We start from the raw sequence: 19,293 nt of genomic DNA on the forward strand, positions 1-19,293 counted from the left end.
AGGTCGACGAGTTCTAAATCGCACAAATAGCACGATTTAGAACATCGCATTTCAAAGTAACCTGTTCAGAAATGGAAGTTTCCAAACAGGTTTACTGATTATGCCGTCATACTGCCATAGATAGCCGATTTACTCAAGCATTTAAGTACAAAATTACTGAATATTGATATAAAAGCTTGTGATATAGCGTATCCGTGCATCTGCTTCTGCCCAGTATTTACTTTGCGGATAAGCATCGGTCAGCGTTTTATACGCTGCAAGCGCACGTCTAATATTTCGTGTAGAACCGTTTAATTCATACGCACGCCCTTGTAAAAACCAGCCTTCATCAAGATTCCGGGTTGAAACGGCAAAAAATTGCTCCAAGTATTGGATAGCAGAAGCAGCATCCGCTGCTCCGATTGCCGTGCGGACTTTTTCCAGCAGCTGATCAGGACTCAGCTGTTCTTCGGCATCCGCCGCACCAGCCGGTGTTGTTAGAACTGTCTCATCCAACACAGCTGCAGTATCACCGCCTTCAGACACTGCCCTAGAAGAAGCTGCTGCATCAGCACCTTTTTCCTCCCCCATTGTCTTCTGCTGTACCGTACCGGTGCTTGACTCCGAAGCTATGCTGCTTGCACCAGTCTGTGCATTCAGCTGATGCAGCGTTTCTCTTGTCTCGGAGTCATTTTGGTAATCCGGCGCCCGCACCATCGACTTTGCCGCAGTTGAGCGCGCTGCCGACACGGATACAGCTACTGCATCCGTAATAAAATCGTTGGTAAACACGTCGAAATAGGAAAAATGCAGCACATAATCGCCTTTTTTCTCTGCGGTAAACATGAAAATAGAGTTATTATCCTGCAGTTTTCGCTGTTCATATTTGAGTCCCTGCTGAGCGGTTTGTTCACCTACATAGACCCAGCCGTGTCCAGGATAGGTTAGCTCAAGCCGCTGCTTTTCTTCTACCGCCACCATACGGGACACTTTTACTTTCTGCTCCGTTTCCGGCTCTTTTGTTAAGGCAACCGTGAATATCTGCGGAGAAAAAAGATCAAGCATTTCCTCATGGAAGGTACGCGGAGCTTCGTAGCCGTGGGTACCGCCCTGCTCCTCAAAATTGCTGATAATATCCGCAAGGGTTTCTTCATACGTTTGTCCGGCAGAAACAGCTACTCGACTTTCGGTCTCCTGCTTTTCAACAATTTCAGCGGAGGCGGAAATCTTAGCAGCAGTAAAAATAGCAGAGTCTGTGTCTTTCCTGATATTTTGTTCCTCCGGCAATTCAGCGATGGGAATACTTTCCTCCGCCGGTTGTGCAGTATTCTCCGAAGTCCCCAGCCCTTCATCCGGTTTATGATTTGCAGCCGCCGTTTGAGACATATCCGCCGGCTCTGTTATACCGTCCGGTTTTTTATCAACAATAGCAATCACCGGTACTTCTGTTGTTCCCGGAGCTGCTGTAGGTTTTTGCTCAGGGCTTACAGCAGCAGGCAAGCGCTTACCCAGCACTTCTGCGGCAGAGGACTGCTCTATGTTATTTTTCACCAGCGGCGTTTCACTGCTCTGTGTCATTCTGCCGGCTTTATCCGTATTTGTAGCAATAGACGGCTCCTGCTGTTTCGGCAGTTGCTTTCCGGAATCAGCTTGCGGATTTCCGCGTGCTGGGGGGGATTTTCGAGACATTGTTGCCCCTGATACCGCATCCGCTGTAGCACCCGATACTGCATCGGATACAGGAAGCTGCTTATTCACAGCATCTGTCCCAGACTTCTCGTTCCGGGAAGGTGCATCCGGCTGTGCTCTACGTACAGCCGTTCCATCCTGCAATTCTTGCTGCCGCTCAACAGCAGGCTGCGTTTTTTCTACGGCAGGTTCCGTGGTAGTACACGCCGCAGGTAAGATAAGTAAGGAAACGAGCAAAAAATAAAACGGATATATTAAGTTTTTCACGGTACGCTCTCCCACAGTTTATTCATCTGCTGCTCATTTATTTCATGCAGTCTTTTCATTTGTTCCGCATCAGGCATAGTATACCAATACTGTAAATCAGCATCACTCCAAATCTTTTTTTGCTTCCGCGAATATTGTATCGGCGGCAGCTCAAGCGGTTCATTTGGAAGCTGAAACACAACAGGATCTATCGAGATCATAATTTCATCAGGATCCGTTTCTATTTTCTTTGTTCCGTTTATTAACAACGCAACAGAAATAATCAGCAGTATGATCAGCAATCCAAGCGTTGCAGCTAAAAAAATAAGCCTATGCGTCCGTATCGTTTCCAAGATGTCCATCCGGCTGTTCCTCCTGATTTGCATGTATCCGCTTCGGCGGGCGGGACGGAATATACACTCCCTCTTCCGGCGCCACATCTTCTTCTATAAAGGTATCGGCAGCTTCATTAACTTGCTCTTGTTTTAAAAGCTCAACATCATTATCCAACTTAATAGCGATGAGCTTTGACACTCCGGATTCTTCCATAGTAACACCGAGCATGGTATGAGCGCCAAGTACTGTTTTTTTATTATGCGTAATAACGATGTACTGACTAACATTTGCAAAGCCTGACAGCGCGGCAACGAATCTGCCTACATTCTGTTCATCCAGAGCTGCATCTATTTCATCAAGCAGACAAAATGGAGAAGGTTTGACCATATATGTTGCAAAAAGAAGAGCAACAGCTGTCATGGATTTTTCACCTCCCGACAAGAGACTGATATTCTCCAGCTTCTTCCCCGGCGGTTGTGCAAATATTTCAATACCCGACTCAAGAACTTGTTTAGGGTCGGTTAGTTTAATTTCACCTCTACCGCCTCCGAAGAGCCGCCTAAACATATTATGAAAATTCTTTTTAATTTTATTATATGTCGCCAGGAACAGTTCTGTCGATTCTGCCTTAATTTCATCGGTAATCCGCTGCAAATCTGTCCGCGCCTTATCAAGATCACTGATTTGCCCCGTCAAAAAATCAAACCGAGTTTTAACTTCTGCAAATTCTTCCGGTGCCATTAAATTCACACTGCCGAGGTCTTTCAGTTGTTTGCGCAACTCTGCAAGCTCATTCCGTAAATCCATAGAAGACGCGGTGATCTTATACATCCGCTCCTCAAACTCCATCAGCTCACGGGAATGTGTTTCTCTAAAATTATCTTTGACGTTTTTAATTTCAATCTCAAGCGTAGCGGTATCGACATAATATTTTTCTATGAGTGAGTTATGTTTGGTAAGCTCTGCGTTCAATGTTTTCAGAGTCCCCTCATTGCTGGAAAGTTCATTATTCCGAGACGCAATTTCTTTTTCCAGCTGCTCTAACGCCTCCGTCAACTGCCGACCTTTACGGTCAATCGAGGCAATTTCTCCTTCAATTTCCAGAAGCTGCTCTTTTATCTCTTCAAAGCGCTTTTGTTCCGTGTAGAGTTCATTCTCAAGATCACGGAGAGCATTTTGCTGTGCTGCAAGTTCCCGCCGTAAAAATGCTGCTTGCTGTTCTGCTGCATCGGATTCTGCTTTCATCTTTGTCTTATGAATACGCAAATCTTCCAATGTTTTCCGGTATTCGTTGATTTTAACAGTAAGCTGCTCATTTTCCGTATGAAGGGCTGCAATTGTTTGCCGTTTTTCTTCTATTGTAGTTCTATTTGCTTCAATAGCGGAATCTATACCGCGTTTTTGGGTGATAATGCCTTCGGGAGCTAAAAAATCATCAATAAAGCCCGCAGAAGATTTTTTGTATGCTTGTACATCCTCTTCGAGTAATTGTATTAAACTAAGCAAATCGGTGAATGACTGCACAGCATTTTGGGCAAACTGAGCAGTTTCTTTTTCCGTATGATTTGAGAGTGCTGCAAAGTCAGAGAAAATATTTTTCCGGCCATTCAGCAATACTTTTATTTGATTCAGACGGTCAAAAAGCTGTGATTCTATTTTACCCCGTCCTTGTGCAGAATAGCCTGCTGCTGAAAGGTTTTTATCAAGCTCTGTAACAATATCTTCCGTAATGGAGCGAAGCTCAGTTTCCATATCTGCACGTTTTTTATCAAGCGATACGATGTGTTCTTGCAGCTTTACACGGGTAGAATCATTATCAGTGATTTTTTGTGATGCAAGTCTGAGGCTTTCTTCAAAATCGCCGATGTTTTTTTCAATATCCCGTACCTGTTTTTGAAAGCCGTGAACCTTTGCATCCTGTTCATCTGCATCTTCTTGAAGTGTTTCAATCCGCTCTTCGAGTCCTGCTTTGCGTAGTTCCAGCTGCCCGAGTTTTGTTTTTAATTCGGTTTGCCGCTCAGCTTGCAATCGCGCTTGGTTTTCTTTTCCGCGTTTTTCGATAGCCAGTCCGTAAATCTCTTTCTGGTGCTCATCCAGCTTTTTTTCGAGGCTGTTCACTTCATCCATATTTTCAGAAAGCATGGTATGAATAGAATCGATTTTTCTCTGTACCTCATCCCGTTTGAACTTCGCGTCTTTTATGCTCTCCTCCCGCTGAGCATAATCATCAGTAAATTTTTTAAGACGCAGCAGCTGTATATCAAGGTCATGTTCAAAAATAGCTTCTTTGAATGCGCGATGTTTTACCGTTTTCTCTGCTTGAACCTTTAATGTATCGTAGGAACGGCGAACCTCAGTCAAAACGCCTTCCACCTGCCGCATATTTTCTTCGGTTTTTTGCAGCTTTCGTTCAGCTTCAGCGCGGCGAACCTTAAAACGAGTAATACCGGCTGCTTCCTCAAACAAATACCGGCGTTCTTCCGGCTTACTGGAAAGGATTTGGTCGATCTTACCCTGTTCCATGACGGAATACGCAGCCTTCCCTACCCCGGTATCCCAAAAGAGCTCACGCACTTCCTTTAAGCGTACCGGCGTATTGTTGATAAAATACTCACTCTCGCCTGACCGGTAGAGTCTTCGCTTAATGGCTATCTCACTTACTTCCAGATTTAATAAACCGTTTTCATTGCTGATTGTGAGTGTAACTTCTGCAACATTGAGCGCTTTTCTCGATTCGGTACCGTTAAAAATAACGTCTTCCATTTTTTCCGCACGGAGTGTTTTTGATGCCTGTTCACCTAATACCCACTTCATTGCATCAACAACATTACTTTTACCGCAGCCGTTTGGTCCAAGCAAGGCGGTAATTCCTGCGGCAAATTCTATACGAGTTCTATCTGCAAAGGATTTAAATCCAAATATTTCAAGACTTTTTAAAAACACCCTGTCCCGTACTCCTAAAAAACGCCGAGCTTCTATAGCAGACCATGATCGGCAATCTTTACTAGTGTAAACTTTTTTCTAAAAATTGTCATTACCTTGAGATCGTAAAAATTAAAAGCTATAAATCGAAAGTGAGGGCTGCTTCTTAATTCTGAAAAATAGACTATTGTGTAATAGCAGTGATAAAAAAAACGAGTAAGTTTGATAACAAACTTACTCGTTTTATACACTCTATTAGACTAAAATCAAGCTTTTGCTTCAGCTGCTGCATCCTCAGATGCTTCCGCCGTATCAGCTGCAGAGGACACATCCCTTGTAAATTTAACCATAGCAACTGCCAAATCAGCATCGGTAAGGATTTTTACCCCTTCAGGAACCTTAATATCACGAACATGGAACGATTCATTTGCACCAAGCGTAGAAACATCAATAACAATACGCTCCGGCAGATTACGCGGTAAACATTCCACTTCTACTTCTGTAATACCAGTCTCTAACACCGCACCCTGACGGCACGCTTCCGGAGAACCGGTAAGCCTAATTTGAATTTTTGTACGTAACACTTGACCGCGTTCAACAGCATAGAAATCAGCATGAAAAACTTTATCAGATACTATATCATATTGATAGTCTTTGATAAAAACTTCATAATCATCTTTCCCATCAACCTTAATAGTAATGAGGGTACTTTCAGTAACTGTTTTAAACAGCTTTGCAAAATCACGATAAGGAACATCAATAGCGGTTGAACGACCGTTCCGATCATAGATAACCGCAGGCAAGCGATCTGCTTTACGGCACTTCGCAGCCGCAGCTTTTCCAAAATCAGTCCTGCTGCTTGCAGTCAATACTCTTTCTTCCATAATTAGGAACTCCTTTGCATGTACGCAAACAAGAGGCTCCTTCCGCGTAGAAAGCCCCTTTCATAATTTTTTGAACAAAAAGTAAAAGCCAATTATAGTATTACCTGTTATAACCGGAATCACTTTTAGAACTGGGACGGTAGGATTCGAACCTACGGAATAACGGCACCAAAAACCGTTGGCTTACCACTTGCCGACGTCCCATTATAAAAACTACACACCTTTCAGTGCATAATAATTTCCATATCACTAAACTTCAACACCGATGCAAAAGACCTGTTTTAGTCTCCCGCACAAGTATTGTATGCTGCAAGGATATTATCCTGCAGCGAAAGCCTAAACTCAGGCGTTATAGGATGGGCAATATCCTTATACACTCCTGTTTTAGTCTTTCTACTCGGCATTGCAACAAAAATGCCTTTTTCACCTTCAATGAGCTTTACATTATGTAATACAAAGCAATCATCAAAAGTAATTGTCGCATAAGCCTTTAGCTTACCCTCGCCTATTGCCTTCCGAATCTGAACATCAGTCACTTTCATGCTATGCTCCTCCTTGCGGTAGGTACATTATACATCGTAAATACTTATAGCGCAAGCAATATAAAAGGTTTACACCACTTCCATTTTTTTTTCAAGAGGCATACAGCATCAGCCGCTGTTTTTTCCGTATCAAACAAGCCAAAAACGGCTGAACCCGACCCACTCATCCGAGCAAATACGGCTCCCTGCCCATACAAATCAGCAACCGCCTCAGCAATAACAGGATGCTGTTCCGCAAGCACTGATTGAAAATCGTTCACAAATTGCCACGCAGCTAACGGCACCCGATACTGAGCAGCAATATCTTCAAAATCCTCAGCAACTCCGCCTGTTTGCAGATGCATTCTCTGCGCATCCAACATACGGTAAGCATCCGGCGTTGAACTCTGAACGCCAACCCAAATCAAAATACCGAAACAATCCGTACGGGGCTGTAAAGCTTTAAAAAACTCACCTCTTCCCGTTACAAACGCCGCAGCCGGTCCCAAAAAGAACGGAACATCGCTTCCTACTTGAAGAGCAAGCCTTTGCAATTCATCATCAGAAAGCCGCACATCAAAGAGCTGATTAACTCCTCTCAAAAGCGCTGCAGCATCAGATGAACCTCCGCCCAATCCACTCCCTGCCGGAATATTCTTGATTAGCCGGACACGAATCCCCTTATCCAAACCAACAGCATACCTAAAGCATTCCCACGCACGGGTAAGTGTATTATCTTGCGGCAAGGACATCATCGGCGATTCTACTAAACAGTTACCATCATCAAATTCTTCTACTGATAGATAATCGGCTACAGAAATACGTTGAAAAATACTTGCCAAATTATGAAAACCATCAGCACGTTTGCCAAGAACCTTTAGATGGAGATTAATCTTTGCGTATGCACAAAGACTAATTGCCTCAGCACTCATGCTTCAAGCATTATTCATATAATGCGTTTTTTGTCAATACAGTGAGAGCAGCTCCGATAATTTATACGCTCTCTCGGTTTATAAAACCGAATCGACAAGTTTTTTAAATGCAGAATTGAGTTTTCGTTTATTTTGCTGAGGCTGTACAATAAACAGTCCGTTCTTAATAACGATAGAATGAGGAGTCATATCATCATTCGATACACCGCACCTGCGGAATGTTTGTGCTTTTTCTAATAGCCCTTTCGTATCGGCATCATAAGCAGCTAAGACTTGCGCCTCTGTCACCCACTGCGCCGGGATTGAATCTGCCTGTCTTTCTGAGTTTATACGTTTATCTTCATCTTTTCGGTATGCAGCGAGTACTTTTGAAAGCATACCGGTAAATTCATATACCTGATTAGGAAACTGCTCGCTTTGCAATAAACCGGCTTCTTGTTCTACTGTCTTAGACAGCAGTTCAATAAATTCGTCCCAATGATCATCCAAAAAATGTATAATAACTTCTTTTTCCATAATCTCCCACCATAGTTTCCATATCGGCATAAACAAAACAGGACTAAATAATAAATTTTCCAAAAACGCATAGAATTTTTAGAAATTGCACACATTCCTCAGCAATGTGTCCGGCTGTTGTATTTTAAAGAAGTATTTACTTACCGGAAGAATGAAACAGCGGTAAATACTGATCTTTAAAAATATGCTGCCACGAAAAATCTGTCTGCAGAACAGTATACGCCTGCATAATTATCTTCTTAAAATACGGTACATCCACAAGCCGTACCTTACTGCTTTGTAAAAATACATCCGCTTGTTCCAGTACTGCTGCTGTCAATGCCCGTGCATGTTCATCAATATTTTGATCTTGACCGCCGGGAACCTTATAGAGAAACCCTGTTTTTCCGTTAGCAATTTTTTGGAGTCCCCCTTGACTATTTGCAATGGGGATAGTTCCATAAACTTGAGCAATCAAATCTTCCAAACCGCAGGGTTCAAAAAGACTTGGCAAAATAATAAAATCAGCTGCAGCGGTGATAAGCCTCGCTGCTTTTCGGTTATATCCCTTACAATACACAAATGAGCCGGGCAGCTCCTGTGTCAAGTCTATTGCCTGTGCTTCAAGGCGGGTATCTCCGTGTCCCATAACAAGAACACGGAGTGCCGGACAGCGTTTCAGCATCAGAGGAATCGCCTTGAGCAGTACATCTACACCCTTTTGCCGTACAAGCCGTCCGTGATACATCACGTAGAGACATTTTTCATCCGGATGCGGAGCATCGGTACTGCCGAACCATTGAGTTCCCTCATACATCTGTGTAAGAGAATCCTGCTTTTTTAATGTGTCAAGCAAGAATGAACGGCAGCGGTACTTACCATCAAACTGTTCCCGGCTTATATCAAATGCAAAAGGGAGTTCGGAGCGGGCGGGAGTATACGGATTATAGGCAGCAAAATCAATCCCATTGGTAATACCGGTGATAGGGATATGCTTTTCGGCAAGGGCTTGAGAAAAATGATAAGAATACGGTGATTTGTCCGGTGTTATCAGCTCTTGTGCATACCACGGGGAAACCGTTGTTAAATCAGCAAAAGCTGCTCCGATTAAAAACGGCTCAACAGTTTGATCAATCCGTCCGTATTCCAACACCTTCCGGGAGAGACCGGTGAGAGCAGCAGCACGGTCAAATGAATAAAAGGTCTGCCGATAGCCGTCTCCTGCATTATGGATTGTAATAAGGGCACGGGTATGGCGGAACAAGAGCTTACCAATAAAATGGGAAAAAATAAAAGCCGGTAACAACGCTGTATGTGCGTCATGGCAGTGAAGTACATGAGGTGCGGTATGCTGCCGTAACCCATAACAGTATACCGCTTTTTGAAACAAAATATTCATCTCATGGCTATCTATATAGCCTTCACCTTTTTTAAGGTCAGGACGGTTAAGTTTTTTCCTGAAATATTCAATTTCTTCAGCACAATAGGTATAAATATCTTTTTTTTCCGTAAAAACAGGAGAATCAATAAAGATAAATTGTATCGAATCCTGTATCAGCTCAAAATAGCGTACCGTATGCAGTATATCGCCTACTCTCAGCACTACTTCACCTATGCAGCTATCCAAAACGCGGGTGATATTACCATAGCGGGGTAAAAATACCGTAACTTGAAAACCGTAGGCTGCTGCTGCCTCTGCCAGCGACTTTACAACATTCTTGACACCGCCTGCCTCTGCAAAGCCTGCATACTCACGGCTGACAATCCACATTGTTTCCTTATTTGCTTTTTCCTTCATACAATCAACTCATCTTTACAGATCCGGTTTGGTAAATAAGTCAGGACGCAGTTTTTCCGCTCCGCCAAGATACACCGGATTCGGTTTCTTTTTTCCATAATAATAAATAAGAAGTCTGATAATACCGTGAGGACTCCCTATTATTTCTGGTTCGGCACTGCAAAAAAGCGCCGTTGCACAAGCATAACCAGCAGAACGCAATAAGGTTGCAGGATTTGCTGCCGTTATATCATTTGTAAGTGAAAATTGAATAGAAATAATATCTTTTTCCTGTAATTGATTGGAGGCTAAAAACTGCGTATATGCTGATACTACTGCTCTTTTTATCGATTCAGCTTGATTCTGGGTGCACACAGCAGCACGTCCTGCATATATTCTTCTAAAAAACATATCACATCCTTATGCGCTTATGAGAGCTGCACCCCACTCGAAAGTAACAGGATAACTGCAGCGAGCACAGCTGTTCCTAAGCCCACAATGCAGGCTATACCGCTCATAATACAATGACCGAGGTACCGGACAGTCCTCAGATGGAAGATATAGTATAACTCAAATAAAAATGCGAATATCGAAAAGATACAGAGCAAGCCTCCTGCTCCCAGCAGGAACCGTAAAATCATTGATTGGCTGGAATCGAGAAAATTTTGCACATTACCGAGCACAAACAATGCACACAGGGTAATGACAAAAGAAAATAAAAACAGCACGGTTCTATGCAAAAAGCGGATAGTAATCTGTTTTCTCATTGGCATTTGTATCATCCGTACGAAAGTAAACCTGTTCGAAAATGCAGGTATCGAATAGAGCCAGTATAATAGGTAAAGCTTCAATTTGCAAGCTTTTTTATTAAACCTGTTCGGCAGTGCAGTTATCGAACAGGCTATTCCTTCCGCTGAAACATCAGCTCTGTAATACGGTGCGCTTTGTTCAAGCCTTTTTGCTCAAACTTTGTTTTTGGCCGCCATGTCTGAGGAGGGGCAAATCCTTCATAGCAGGAACAAAGCCCTTCCGTTGCGGAAAGCTCCGCAAACGCATCTTCTGCATATTCATACCAATCGGTTACCATATAGAGATAGCCGCCAGCCTGTAGTTTTTTGGTAAGAAGATCAGTCCGCGGACGGCGGATCAGTCTGCGTTTATGGTGCTTTTTCTTTTGCCAAGGATCAGGGAAAAAAATGTGGAACCCGGCAAGAGAGCTGTCAGGAATCATAGTTTCAAGCACTTCGATAGCGTCATGTTCGATAATGCGGATATTGCAAAGGTTGCGGTGTTCTATTTCGTTGAGCAGCTTACCGACTCCAGCTTGAAAAACTTCAATGCCGATATAATTGATGGAAGGATTCTGTGCTGCTATTTCTGCCGTTGCGACTCCCATGCCGAATCCTATCTCGATAATCACAGGATTATCATTCCCAAATACTTCCGCAAAAGATACCATTTGTGCGCTATAGGGAATACACCACCTCGGAGCATATTCTGCGTAGGCTTTTTTTTGAGAATCAGTAATTCGTCCTTTCCGGAGCACAAAGGTTTTGATAGGTCTGCCCTGCTGAGGAATATCCCCCGGTTCATAGTAATCAGTCATAGTATTTCCTTAAAGTGAGAGAATCTTTTAAAAACTATGCTTGAGTTTTTAAAGATGCCCTCAATCAGTTGATGCCCGCTTCTCAATAAGCGAAAAATACAGCGGACCTGCGCCGCCGCATACATCGGGTAAAAAACGGCAGCCATATTCTGTCTGCTCATACGGAAGAGGCGGAAGCTGCGCGGCGGAACCGTAGAAAGCTATACTTCCATCCGCTAGAGCCGGTATATGTTCTGCAGTACAGATACCGGCATTGCTGATAGAAGAATTACTTGAAATGTCAGCGGTACTGACTGCCGCTACGCTGCTTGCAAAGCCTACCATATTATTTGCCGCTGTATCGTGCAAAAAATGTATCTCAGTGCCGGTAGGTGGTGTACCGTATTGGTGAATACGCACATCCTGCTTGTATTTTTTTAAAAGCCGTGCAACTACGCCATCGTTTTCCGCATCGGTGAGGGCGCAGGTCGCATAGACAAGAAAGCCCCCCGGTTTCAGCACTAAAAATGCCGCTGAAAGGAGCGCCCACTGCCGCTGTGCCAGCGCTTTAATTCGAGCCGGAGTCCAAACTGCTAAATACTTTGGATCCGTGAGAACATGCCGCTCCGATGAACAGGGGGCATCTAAGAGAATACGGTCGTATAGATTCTGCTCAAACCGAGGCAGGATAGCAGCGTCAAAGCCGGTTACTTCAACACGGGCGGAAATTGCTGCCGGCAGATGTTCTCCAATAACATTGATTAAACGGGCACGGCGTGTCCGTGAAAGTTCATTCGCCTGTAGATAAACCTCTGCCCCCATACCGGACGCAAGCACGAGCGTTTTTCCGCCCGGCGCTGCACACATATCCAAACAGCGGCCTTCCTCAAGCAGCGGAAGCGCCTGTGCTGCAGCAATACTGGCGCGATCAAGGTAGTAAGGCTTTTCCCCGCATACGGAGAATGCAGCCGGTTCTGTTTCCGCTAAAAGTGCTTGTTTTAATGGTTCCCAGCGGCTGCCAAAAAGACCGGCGTAATAGGCTTCAAAAACAGCAGCACCGGCGCTGCTCTTCGACCGCTTCATTCCGCTGTTCCCCGGTGTAGGGCTGAAAGCTGCCCAAAAGAGCTGCTGTCGGCACAGGCTTTTATGCAAAGACTCCACAAGGTATCAGGCTGAAGCGGCGGCGCTTCGATATGCAGCGGCATACCGGTTATAGGATGCGTAAAATCGACGCTGAAAGAATGCAGCCGGATGCCGCCGCCGGGTTCACTCCGCCGGGCACCGTACTTGAGGTCTCCTTTAATCGGACGGCCGATAGCAGCCATCTGCACCCGTATCTGGTGTGTTCTGCCGGTGTGCGGGTGAATGCGGAGAAAGTCATACCGTTCACCGCTCCCGCAGAGCATCCATGCCAGCACAGCTTTTTTTAGCCGAGCCTTACTGCTCCGGTTATCCGGTGCGGCAGCTATAAAAGCTTTTTGCGTTTTTGTAGAAAAACCGATCCAATGTTCCAGAGTACTGCCTACTGCAGCACCGGCTGTCCTTACCGCAGCGTCCTCCGGTGCAAATGCTGAAGGGGCAATTCCTGAAGCACATACCGCAGCAGCACTCACGGGAGCAGATTCCGTAGTTTTCGGCGAAATATCAGCTGCAAATTGTGCAGCCTTCCCCGCTCCGGCACGTTCACAGATAGCCCAATACGCTTTCCGTATTGCTCCCGCCTCGAATGCGCGGGAAAACTGTGTTTGTATCTGCGGAGTAAATGCAGCAATCATCAATCCGGACACGGGCGTATCAAGCCGGTTTACCGCTGCCGCAAACTGTTTTTGAGGAAACAACCGCTTAAAAAACGTTTGAGAATCCTCCCCTGCTTTTTTATACAGCACAGCGCAATACTCATCTTCAAAATAAATCCGCTTTTCACCGCTATCCGCAGCAGCGTGTACTGCTGCATATTCACCAGATTGTGTCATACTAGCGCTAGTCCCGATACTCTATTGTTTCTATCATTCTATCTTTTGATAAGACGGTCTTAGGAAAGACTTCCTGTGCATCTTTTAAAAGCTGTTTTAAGTCGTAATCGGTGTACCGGGGACTGTAATGGATGAGCGCCATCTTCTTTACCGCTGCATCTTTTGCAATTTGAGCCGCCTGAATACAGGTCATGTGTTTTTTTTCAGCGGCATCTTTCTCCATTCCCTTTTCAAACATAGATTCGCAGACAAAAAAATCAGAATCCGCTACTTCCAGAGCAATAGACGGCAGATATTTGGTGTCCGTTACAAAACTGAATTTACGGCCGCTCCGGGGAGCACCAAGTACTTGACTGCTTTCTACGATAGAGCCGTCGGAAGCGGTTACCGACTCACCCGCTTGCAGCTTAGACCAAAGCGGACCGCAGGGGACATTGAGCCTGCGCGCAGCTTCCGGATCAAATGCCCCAGGACGCGGAAATTCCTCAAAGACATACCCCAGACACGGTTTAGTATGCTCAAGCCAAAAAGCCCGTACCTGAAATTCATCAGTCTTATATACGATGCCCGGATCGGTAACTTCTTGGACAATAATCTCATAATTGATATACATATCCAAAACCCGCCTGCTTGTTTCGATGTACTCTTTAATTTTCGGCGGACCGATAATATACAGCGGCTCATCCCGGTCTACCTGTGCAGAAAGCATTAAAATTCCCGGTAAGCCGGTAACATGATCGGCATGTGTATGACTGATAAAAATGGTATTGATCTTTTTCCATCTGAGATTTAACCAGCGTAATGAGACCTGCGTCCCCTCGCCTGCGTCAAATAGAAATAAATCTCCTTCACGGCGAAGTAATACAGAGGTCAAATGACGGTACGGCAGCGGCATCATACCTCCGCAGCCTAAAATAAATGCTTCAAGATTCATAATTATGCAGCAGTATACCGGTTTTACCTCTTGACGTAAATAGTAAAATACGATAAAATTTATCCTGTTGTTTATATGCGGGCAATTAGCTCAGTTGGTTAGAGTACAAGCATGACACGCTTGGGGTCGCTGGTTCGATTCCAGCATTGCCCATCACGCAGATTTCATCCCTCCTTATCTAATAGTTTTACCATCAGTATTAAAATATATTATGTGTACAACGCAGGAGCGTTGGATATTAAGATATAGAGAGCTACTTCATCCGCTAATAATATAAAGAATGTAATTACCAAATCAAGAGGGAAGCAAGACAACACTCAATTTGTTTTCCGGCAAAAAACACCCCATATCGCTTCAAGCTCTGGTATAAATAGTAAGAAAACAGTATACTACTCATATAGGTAACTATATGAGTATAGATAAGCCATGAGCGGTTTCCTGATATTGGAGTGAGAGGTTTACGTGATGAATGTAATAGAAATCAGCAATGTAACAAAAAAGTATAGCGAAACAACCGTTGTGCATTCGGTTTCTTTTTCCGTCAAAAAGGGCGAGATATACGGACTGTTGGGAAGAAACGGCGCCGGTAAAACGACGATAATGAAGATGCTGTTAGGGCTTGTAAAACCAACGGAGGGGCACGTCCATATCTTAGGCAATGATACCAATACCGGCGAGGGAAAAGCCATATTACGGAAAGTCGGCTGCATCATAGAAAATCCGGGGTTTTACGCCAATTTAACGGGAACTGAAAATTTGCACATTTTTGCACGCTTAAAAGCGCTTGACAATGAGGCCGTACAAAAAGCTCTGGCGTTGGTCAATTTACCGTATAACGACAAAAAACTCTTTTCAAAATATTCACTGGGAATGAAGCAACGATTGGCGATTGCCAATGCCGTTATGCATGATCCTGAAGTGTTGATACTGGATGAGCCTATTAACGGACTTGATCCTATCGGCATTGCAGAGGTAAGAAAACTGCTTATCGATTTAAAACAATCAGGGGTGAGCATTTTAATATCCAGTCATATATTATCCGAAATTGAAAGTTTGGCAGACCGCATTGGAATTATCAATGACGGAAAATTGATCGACGAGATAGATATAGCCGAATGGCAAAATAAAACCGAAGGTATAAAAATTTTTGTACAGGATACGGAGCAGGTAAAAAGAGTTCTTCTTAAAGAAGGGGTAAAGGAATCGGATATCATCTGTTTAGCGGACAGTATTACGGTAAAAAGCGATGATATCAGTGTTGCACAGCTTAATACAATTTTTGTCGGTAATGGCATAGAGGTGTCCGGTATTATGAAAGAACGGATGACGCTTGAAGACTATTTTAAAAAGGTTACGGGAGGTCAAGGAATTGGTTAATGTGCTGGTATCCGAAATACGGAAAAATAAAAGATCAAAAGCGCTCGCTATTTCTGCACTATTAATTGTCGTCTATGAAGCGATTACCGTTTTTTATACGGTACGTGCAGTAGGCTTATTTGACGATTTTATGTACTTGTATAAATTTGCGTTGAGCTATATGGACTTTCTTATTTTACCGATGATATTGCTGTCGTTTATAACGGCAATTTTTTCTACTGACTATAAAAGCGATACGATAAAATACTTATGGACAATTCCGGTGTCAAAAAAACGGTTTTTCTTTGCGAAAGCCGTATATGTGTTATTGCTGGCATGTATGTTTATGACAGCGGTGTTTGTCATCACCTGCGTTGCGGGATACTGCAGCCGGTTTCGATCCGGTATGACGGCGGCACTCGTTTTACGGTTTTTTTTGCTGTGCGTTTTAAGTTCAGTCTTTGTAACGCTTGCTATGCTGCCTGTTTCGCTTATCACCGTTTTTACAAAGGGGAATACCGTCATCACGAATTTAGCGGGAAGTATATATGTAATCGCTTCTTTTTTATCGATGAGATATTTACAAGGGATCAGCCCATTGGCAAGTGTGCCGCATATTATCTGGTATAAGAATTTTGAAGGTGTACAAAATAATCCCCATATCGGTTTATTGCTGATCAATGTGATTGCCGTATTTATACTCTACCTGATTGCATCGCTGATCATTCTTGAAAAACAGGAAGTATAGGCTTATGAGAATGATAGGAATGCTGTGTTTTGAATTTAAAAAGCTGAAACGGAAAAAGTTTTTTTGGATACTACTGCTTGTCATTATTATGTCTGCCGTTATACAGGCGCTTATGGGAAAAGGAGTATATAATAATGTTGCGTATGGCGAAACGTTAGGATTTTTCTTGCATAACGGTCTTATCGTAAACAGCTATTATTTATTCATACCGATTTTTTCGTTGATAGGGATGGAATTGTTTTTATTGGAAAGACAAAATAATACGCTTATCAATATATTAACGGTGCCGATAACAAAAAATGTTCTTATTACGATCAAAACCGTTGCGCTCTGTATCATTGCTCTGTTATATACCGTGCTGACGTTTCTTTCGATATGTCTACTGGAAACAGAATTTAACCTGCATAATATCCGAATCAATTTTGTATTGACTCATTTGGCTGTTTATGTCATTCACGGCATCGTGTGTACTGTCATAGCAATGATGATAATCAGCATTATGCTGCATTTTAAGCAGAGTGCACAGGCAGCTGTAGCGGTAAGTTTTATTGCCTCTTTTGTCGGAGTTTTTATATCTCAAGTACCGATGCCATATCTTTATTGTGTTAATGCAATGTTTTATCTATCCGGTGCCGCTCAATCAACAGGTTTTGAAAAAATGATTGCCGCTATTGTTGTATTGATTGCGTGCGGAATGACAGGACTGTTATTTAATACGCTATCGAAAGAAGAATGCTGAGATAAGCGGAAGGGCTGATGTCATTAAGAATATACATTCATGTACATCTGAAGATATAGATGAAAATATCAAACGCAGATGCCCCTCCGGCGCTCTGCATCGGGGTATGCTGGTTTACCTGCGGCATTGCATGCCTCACCCAGTTGTTAATAAATTTAAATTCATTATTTGTCTAGGAGAGTATGAAAAAGCTAAAAAGCAATGATCTAGCCTGCTTAATCCTTTAGGCATGTAATCGGAACAACAAACACTCCGTCCTCTCGTTTATAGGCAAATGGAGCAACTCCGCATAAAACCATCAAAAAGGCAGGTTTCTTCATTTTTTCCGTATCAATTTTTGACGTTAATTTCAACAGACTTTCTGCGCCTTCATTGATCGACTGATTCCCTCCCAGTTTTACCTCAACCAAACCATAGCTGCCGTTTCTTAAATGAATGACAGCATCACATTCAAGACCTGTCTTGTCTCTATAATGATATACACTGCCATCCAATGCATCGGCATATATTCTTAAATCTCTGACACACAAGTTTTCAAATATCAAACCCATAAGCTCCAGATTATTGACCAGATCCGTTGGACCAAGTCCAAGTGCTGCCACAGCTATAGACGGATCCACAAAATACCTAGTATCAGAAGTTCGAATAGCCGTTTTTGATCGCAAATTCGGATTCCATGCAGGAGAATCTTCAATGACAAATATTCTTTTCAAAGCATTCAGGTACCCATAAAGAGCTTCCTTATCAAAGGTTTCTACATCATTACTGATTACATCTGATCTGATTGTTTCCAGAGAAGCTTGTGTTGCAACATTTCTAGCATAGGATTTTAGTATACGTTTTGTTCTTTCAGAATCTCTTTTTACTCTATCGACTCTGGATATATCATCATTTACAACGGCATCATAATAATCAAATGCTTGTTTTAATGCGACTTTCTTACCATGATTCAGAGCTGCCGGCCATCCTCCCCGGCAAATCAAAAAAGCAATTTCATCAATACTATGATTGTCCACAGTGGATATGTCTTTCTTATTAAACAGATCCATTAATGACACTTGGCCGGTGGAATCTTTGGATTCAAACAGAGACATCGGACGCATTTGCATACGCACGATCCGGCCTGTTCCTGTATGCATGCTCTCATCTAACGCAGCAGGAACCGAAGAACCTGTAAGAATGAACTGTCCAAATTCTCCTCTCCGGTCAACTTCATACCGTACGGCATTCCAGATATTCGTTGCTATCTGCCATTCATCAATCAAATGAGGAACCTTACCTTCAAGAAGATTCGAGGGTTTTATCCTTGCCATTTGCTGATACTGCTCCGTCATATCCGGACGATCCATCTCTATAACACTTTTGGCTATATGCTTTGCAGAGGTTGTCTTTCCACACCATTTAGCACCCTCTATAAGCACAGCTCCTTTAGATTCTAAATGTTCCAGTAAAACTTTATCCGAAACTCTTTGATAGTATTCTTTCATTGTAAAACCTCCGCCCAGCCTATATTCAGCCGAGTATTTGGCTTATATAGAACCGAGCGTTTAGCTTATATAAAACCGAGTATTCGGACGTATTTTAACCGAGTGTTTGGCTTCTTGTCAATCCGGCAGACATGAAAATAGCATACACAGTGACGGTATTACGAAAGATTTTTGCGTATGGGATTCTCCAGATGAATTAGTGAAAAATCATCATACGGTTCTGAGCATTTGTGATCTGTCTTGATTGATAAGAATGCTAATTCAGAACCGCCACGGATGCCATCGCAACCAAATATACATCCATGTACATTTGGTTGCTTCGAGTTTTGTTCAGAACCGCCAAGGATGGCGGGCGTATTAGGCAAAAACGATGTTTTGCTTTTGCAAAACTCGCACGTTAATTTACAACATGGATGTTGTAAATTAACGTAACTCGATACTGCATGGAACCACTGACATCCTGTCAGTACAGCGCTATTTTTTGTTCCACAAAAAACTCGCAGCCAAAAATGTACACGGATGTACGTATTCAGAACCGCCACGGATGGCGGTGGTGTTAGTCAACAGTGAGTTTGCAGCATGCAAACTCACGTCCAAGCATTGACAAGGATGTCAATGCTTGGACACAGCGGCATGGGCGGAGGCGGATATCCTTTTTTCCGTTTGTTTTCAGGTATGCGGCAGTTTTGG

The 19,293-nt window shown here is 43.3% G+C and carries 18 protein-coding genes and 2 tRNA genes; 4 read left to right on the plus strand and 16 right to left on the minus strand.

The window, feature by feature from the left end:
* Positions 1-153 precede the first annotated feature (153 nt).
* The 15 genes from ACTTJ8_RS08945 to ACTTJ8_RS09015 form a co-directional block, all read right to left on the minus strand.
* Entirely contained in the window at positions 154-1,935 is a 1,782-nt protein-coding gene (locus ACTTJ8_RS08945; protein WP_442720961.1) for a hypothetical protein, read from the minus strand.
* Entirely contained in the window at positions 1,932-2,276 is a 345-nt protein-coding gene (locus ACTTJ8_RS08950; RefSeq protein ID WP_442715452.1) for a hypothetical protein, read from the minus strand. Before ACTTJ8_RS08950 ends, ACTTJ8_RS08945 begins: the two co-directional genes overlap by 4 nt.
* On the minus strand, positions 2,245-5,193 hold the full coding sequence (locus ACTTJ8_RS08955; RefSeq protein WP_442720962.1) for a chromosome segregation SMC family protein: 2,949 nt from the start codon (positions 5,191-5,193) through the stop codon (positions 2,245-2,247). Before ACTTJ8_RS08955 ends, ACTTJ8_RS08950 begins: the two co-directional genes overlap by 32 nt.
* A gap of 245 nt (positions 5,194-5,438) precedes the next feature.
* Positions 5,439-6,056, minus strand: a complete 618-nt coding sequence (locus ACTTJ8_RS08960; RefSeq protein ID WP_442715450.1) for a 50S ribosomal protein L25 — start codon at positions 6,054-6,056, stop codon at positions 5,439-5,441.
* Between the two features lie 131 nt (positions 6,057-6,187).
* Positions 6,188-6,260, minus strand: a tRNA-Gln gene (locus ACTTJ8_RS08965).
* Positions 6,261-6,337: 77 nt separating this feature from the next.
* Entirely contained in the window at positions 6,338-6,598 is a 261-nt protein-coding gene (gene spoVG, locus ACTTJ8_RS08970; RefSeq protein WP_442715449.1) for a septation regulator SpoVG, read from the minus strand.
* A gap of 44 nt (positions 6,599-6,642) precedes the next feature.
* Complete coding sequence (ispE, locus tag ACTTJ8_RS08975) at positions 6,643-7,509, minus strand: 4-(cytidine 5'-diphospho)-2-C-methyl-D-erythritol kinase (protein ID WP_442715448.1); 867 nt, start codon at positions 7,507-7,509, stop codon at positions 6,643-6,645.
* 78 nt (positions 7,510-7,587) lie between these two features.
* A complete protein-coding gene (locus tag ACTTJ8_RS08980; protein ID WP_442720963.1) occupies positions 7,588-8,088 on the minus strand; it encodes a hypothetical protein in 501 nt (166 codons plus the stop codon).
* Between the two features lie 73 nt (positions 8,089-8,161).
* Complete coding sequence (locus ACTTJ8_RS08985) at positions 8,162-9,802, minus strand: glycogen/starch synthase (protein ID WP_442720964.1); 1,641 nt, start codon at positions 9,800-9,802, stop codon at positions 8,162-8,164.
* Positions 9,803-9,817: 15 nt separating this feature from the next.
* Complete coding sequence (locus ACTTJ8_RS08990; RefSeq protein ID WP_442719359.1) at positions 9,818-10,192, minus strand: chorismate mutase; 375 nt, start codon at positions 10,190-10,192, stop codon at positions 9,818-9,820.
* 17 nt (positions 10,193-10,209) lie between these two features.
* The gene (locus ACTTJ8_RS08995) at positions 10,210-10,548 is read right to left on the minus strand and encodes a hypothetical protein (RefSeq protein ID WP_442720965.1); all 339 of its coding nucleotides are present in this window, start codon (positions 10,546-10,548) and stop codon (positions 10,210-10,212) included.
* 134 nt (positions 10,549-10,682) lie between these two features.
* Complete coding sequence (gene trmB, locus ACTTJ8_RS09000) at positions 10,683-11,309, minus strand: tRNA (guanosine(46)-N7)-methyltransferase TrmB (RefSeq protein ID WP_442720972.1); 627 nt, start codon at positions 11,307-11,309, stop codon at positions 10,683-10,685.
* Between the two features lie 138 nt (positions 11,310-11,447).
* Complete coding sequence (locus ACTTJ8_RS09005) at positions 11,448-12,449, minus strand: RsmB/NOP family class I SAM-dependent RNA methyltransferase (RefSeq protein WP_442720966.1); 1,002 nt, start codon at positions 12,447-12,449, stop codon at positions 11,448-11,450.
* Positions 12,446-13,339 (minus strand): RluA family pseudouridine synthase, encoded by an 894-nt coding sequence (locus tag ACTTJ8_RS09010; protein ID WP_442720967.1) that lies wholly within the window; start codon positions 13,337-13,339, stop codon positions 12,446-12,448. Before ACTTJ8_RS09010 ends, ACTTJ8_RS09005 begins: the two co-directional genes overlap by 4 nt.
* A gap of 7 nt (positions 13,340-13,346) precedes the next feature.
* Complete coding sequence (locus ACTTJ8_RS09015) at positions 13,347-14,273, minus strand: ribonuclease Z (RefSeq protein WP_442720968.1); 927 nt, start codon at positions 14,271-14,273, stop codon at positions 13,347-13,349.
* Positions 14,274-14,352: 79 nt separating this feature from the next.
* On the opposite strand from ACTTJ8_RS09015, the gene ACTTJ8_RS09020 reads away from it, so the two are divergent.
* From ACTTJ8_RS09020 to ACTTJ8_RS09035, 4 genes are all read left to right on the plus strand, one after another.
* A tRNA-Val gene (locus ACTTJ8_RS09020) sits at positions 14,353-14,426 on the plus strand.
* Positions 14,427-14,738: 312 nt separating this feature from the next.
* Entirely contained in the window at positions 14,739-15,650 is a 912-nt protein-coding gene (locus ACTTJ8_RS09025) for an ABC transporter ATP-binding protein (RefSeq protein ID WP_442720969.1), read from the plus strand.
* A 1-nt stretch (position 15,651) separates the two neighbouring features.
* Complete coding sequence (locus tag ACTTJ8_RS09030) at positions 15,652-16,377, plus strand: ABC transporter permease (protein ID WP_315443145.1); 726 nt, start codon at positions 15,652-15,654, stop codon at positions 16,375-16,377.
* A gap of 4 nt (positions 16,378-16,381) precedes the next feature.
* Entirely contained in the window at positions 16,382-17,116 is a 735-nt protein-coding gene (locus ACTTJ8_RS09035; RefSeq protein ID WP_442720970.1) for an ABC transporter permease, read from the plus strand.
* Positions 17,117-17,331: 215 nt separating this feature from the next.
* Here ACTTJ8_RS09035 and ACTTJ8_RS09040 read toward each other — a convergent pair whose 3' ends face one another.
* On the minus strand, positions 17,332-18,603 hold the full coding sequence (locus ACTTJ8_RS09040) for an ATP-binding protein (protein WP_442720971.1): 1,272 nt from the start codon (positions 18,601-18,603) through the stop codon (positions 17,332-17,334).
* Positions 18,604-19,293: the final 690 nt, after the last annotated feature.

Source organism: Treponema sp. (genome assembly GCF_052169735.1).
In the GTDB taxonomy this organism is placed as follows: Bacteria; Spirochaetota; Spirochaetia; order Treponematales; family Treponemataceae; genus Treponema.

What these genes read in the sequence shown, in the direction of transcription:
- ACTTJ8_RS08950 (WP_442715452.1), bottom strand. Translation starts at nt 2,276, where the DNA reads ATGGACATCTTGGAAACGATACGGACGCATAGGCTTATTTTTTTAGCT.
- ACTTJ8_RS09010 (WP_442720967.1), bottom strand. Translation starts at nt 13,339, where the DNA reads ATGACACAATCTGGTGAATATGCAGCAGTACACGCTGCTGCGGATAGC.
- spoVG (WP_442715449.1), bottom strand. Translation starts at nt 6,598, where the DNA reads ATGAAAGTGACTGATGTTCAGATTCGGAAGGCAATAGGCGAGGGTAAG.
- ACTTJ8_RS09035 (WP_442720970.1), top strand. Translation starts at nt 16,382, where the DNA reads ATGAGAATGATAGGAATGCTGTGTTTTGAATTTAAAAAGCTGAAACGG.
- ispE (WP_442715448.1), bottom strand. Translation starts at nt 7,509, where the DNA reads ATGAGTGCTGAGGCAATTAGTCTTTGTGCATACGCAAAGATTAATCTC.
- ACTTJ8_RS09015 (WP_442720968.1), bottom strand. Translation starts at nt 14,273, where the DNA reads ATGAATCTTGAAGCATTTATTTTAGGCTGCGGAGGTATGATGCCGCTG.
- ACTTJ8_RS08995 (WP_442720965.1), bottom strand. Translation starts at nt 10,548, where the DNA reads ATGAGAAAACAGATTACTATCCGCTTTTTGCATAGAACCGTGCTGTTT.
- ACTTJ8_RS08985 (WP_442720964.1), bottom strand. Translation starts at nt 9,802, where the DNA reads ATGAAGGAAAAAGCAAATAAGGAAACAATGTGGATTGTCAGCCGTGAG.
- ACTTJ8_RS08960 (WP_442715450.1), bottom strand. Translation starts at nt 6,056, where the DNA reads ATGGAAGAAAGAGTATTGACTGCAAGCAGCAGGACTGATTTTGGAAAA.
- ACTTJ8_RS09025 (WP_442720969.1), top strand. Translation starts at nt 14,739, where the DNA reads ATGAATGTAATAGAAATCAGCAATGTAACAAAAAAGTATAGCGAAACA.
- ACTTJ8_RS09040 (WP_442720971.1), bottom strand. Translation starts at nt 18,603, where the DNA reads ATGAAAGAATACTATCAAAGAGTTTCGGATAAAGTTTTACTGGAACAT.
- ACTTJ8_RS09005 (WP_442720966.1), bottom strand. Translation starts at nt 12,449, where the DNA reads ATGAAGCGGTCGAAGAGCAGCGCCGGTGCTGCTGTTTTTGAAGCCTAT.
- ACTTJ8_RS08990 (WP_442719359.1), bottom strand. Translation starts at nt 10,192, where the DNA reads ATGTTTTTTAGAAGAATATATGCAGGACGTGCTGCTGTGTGCACCCAG.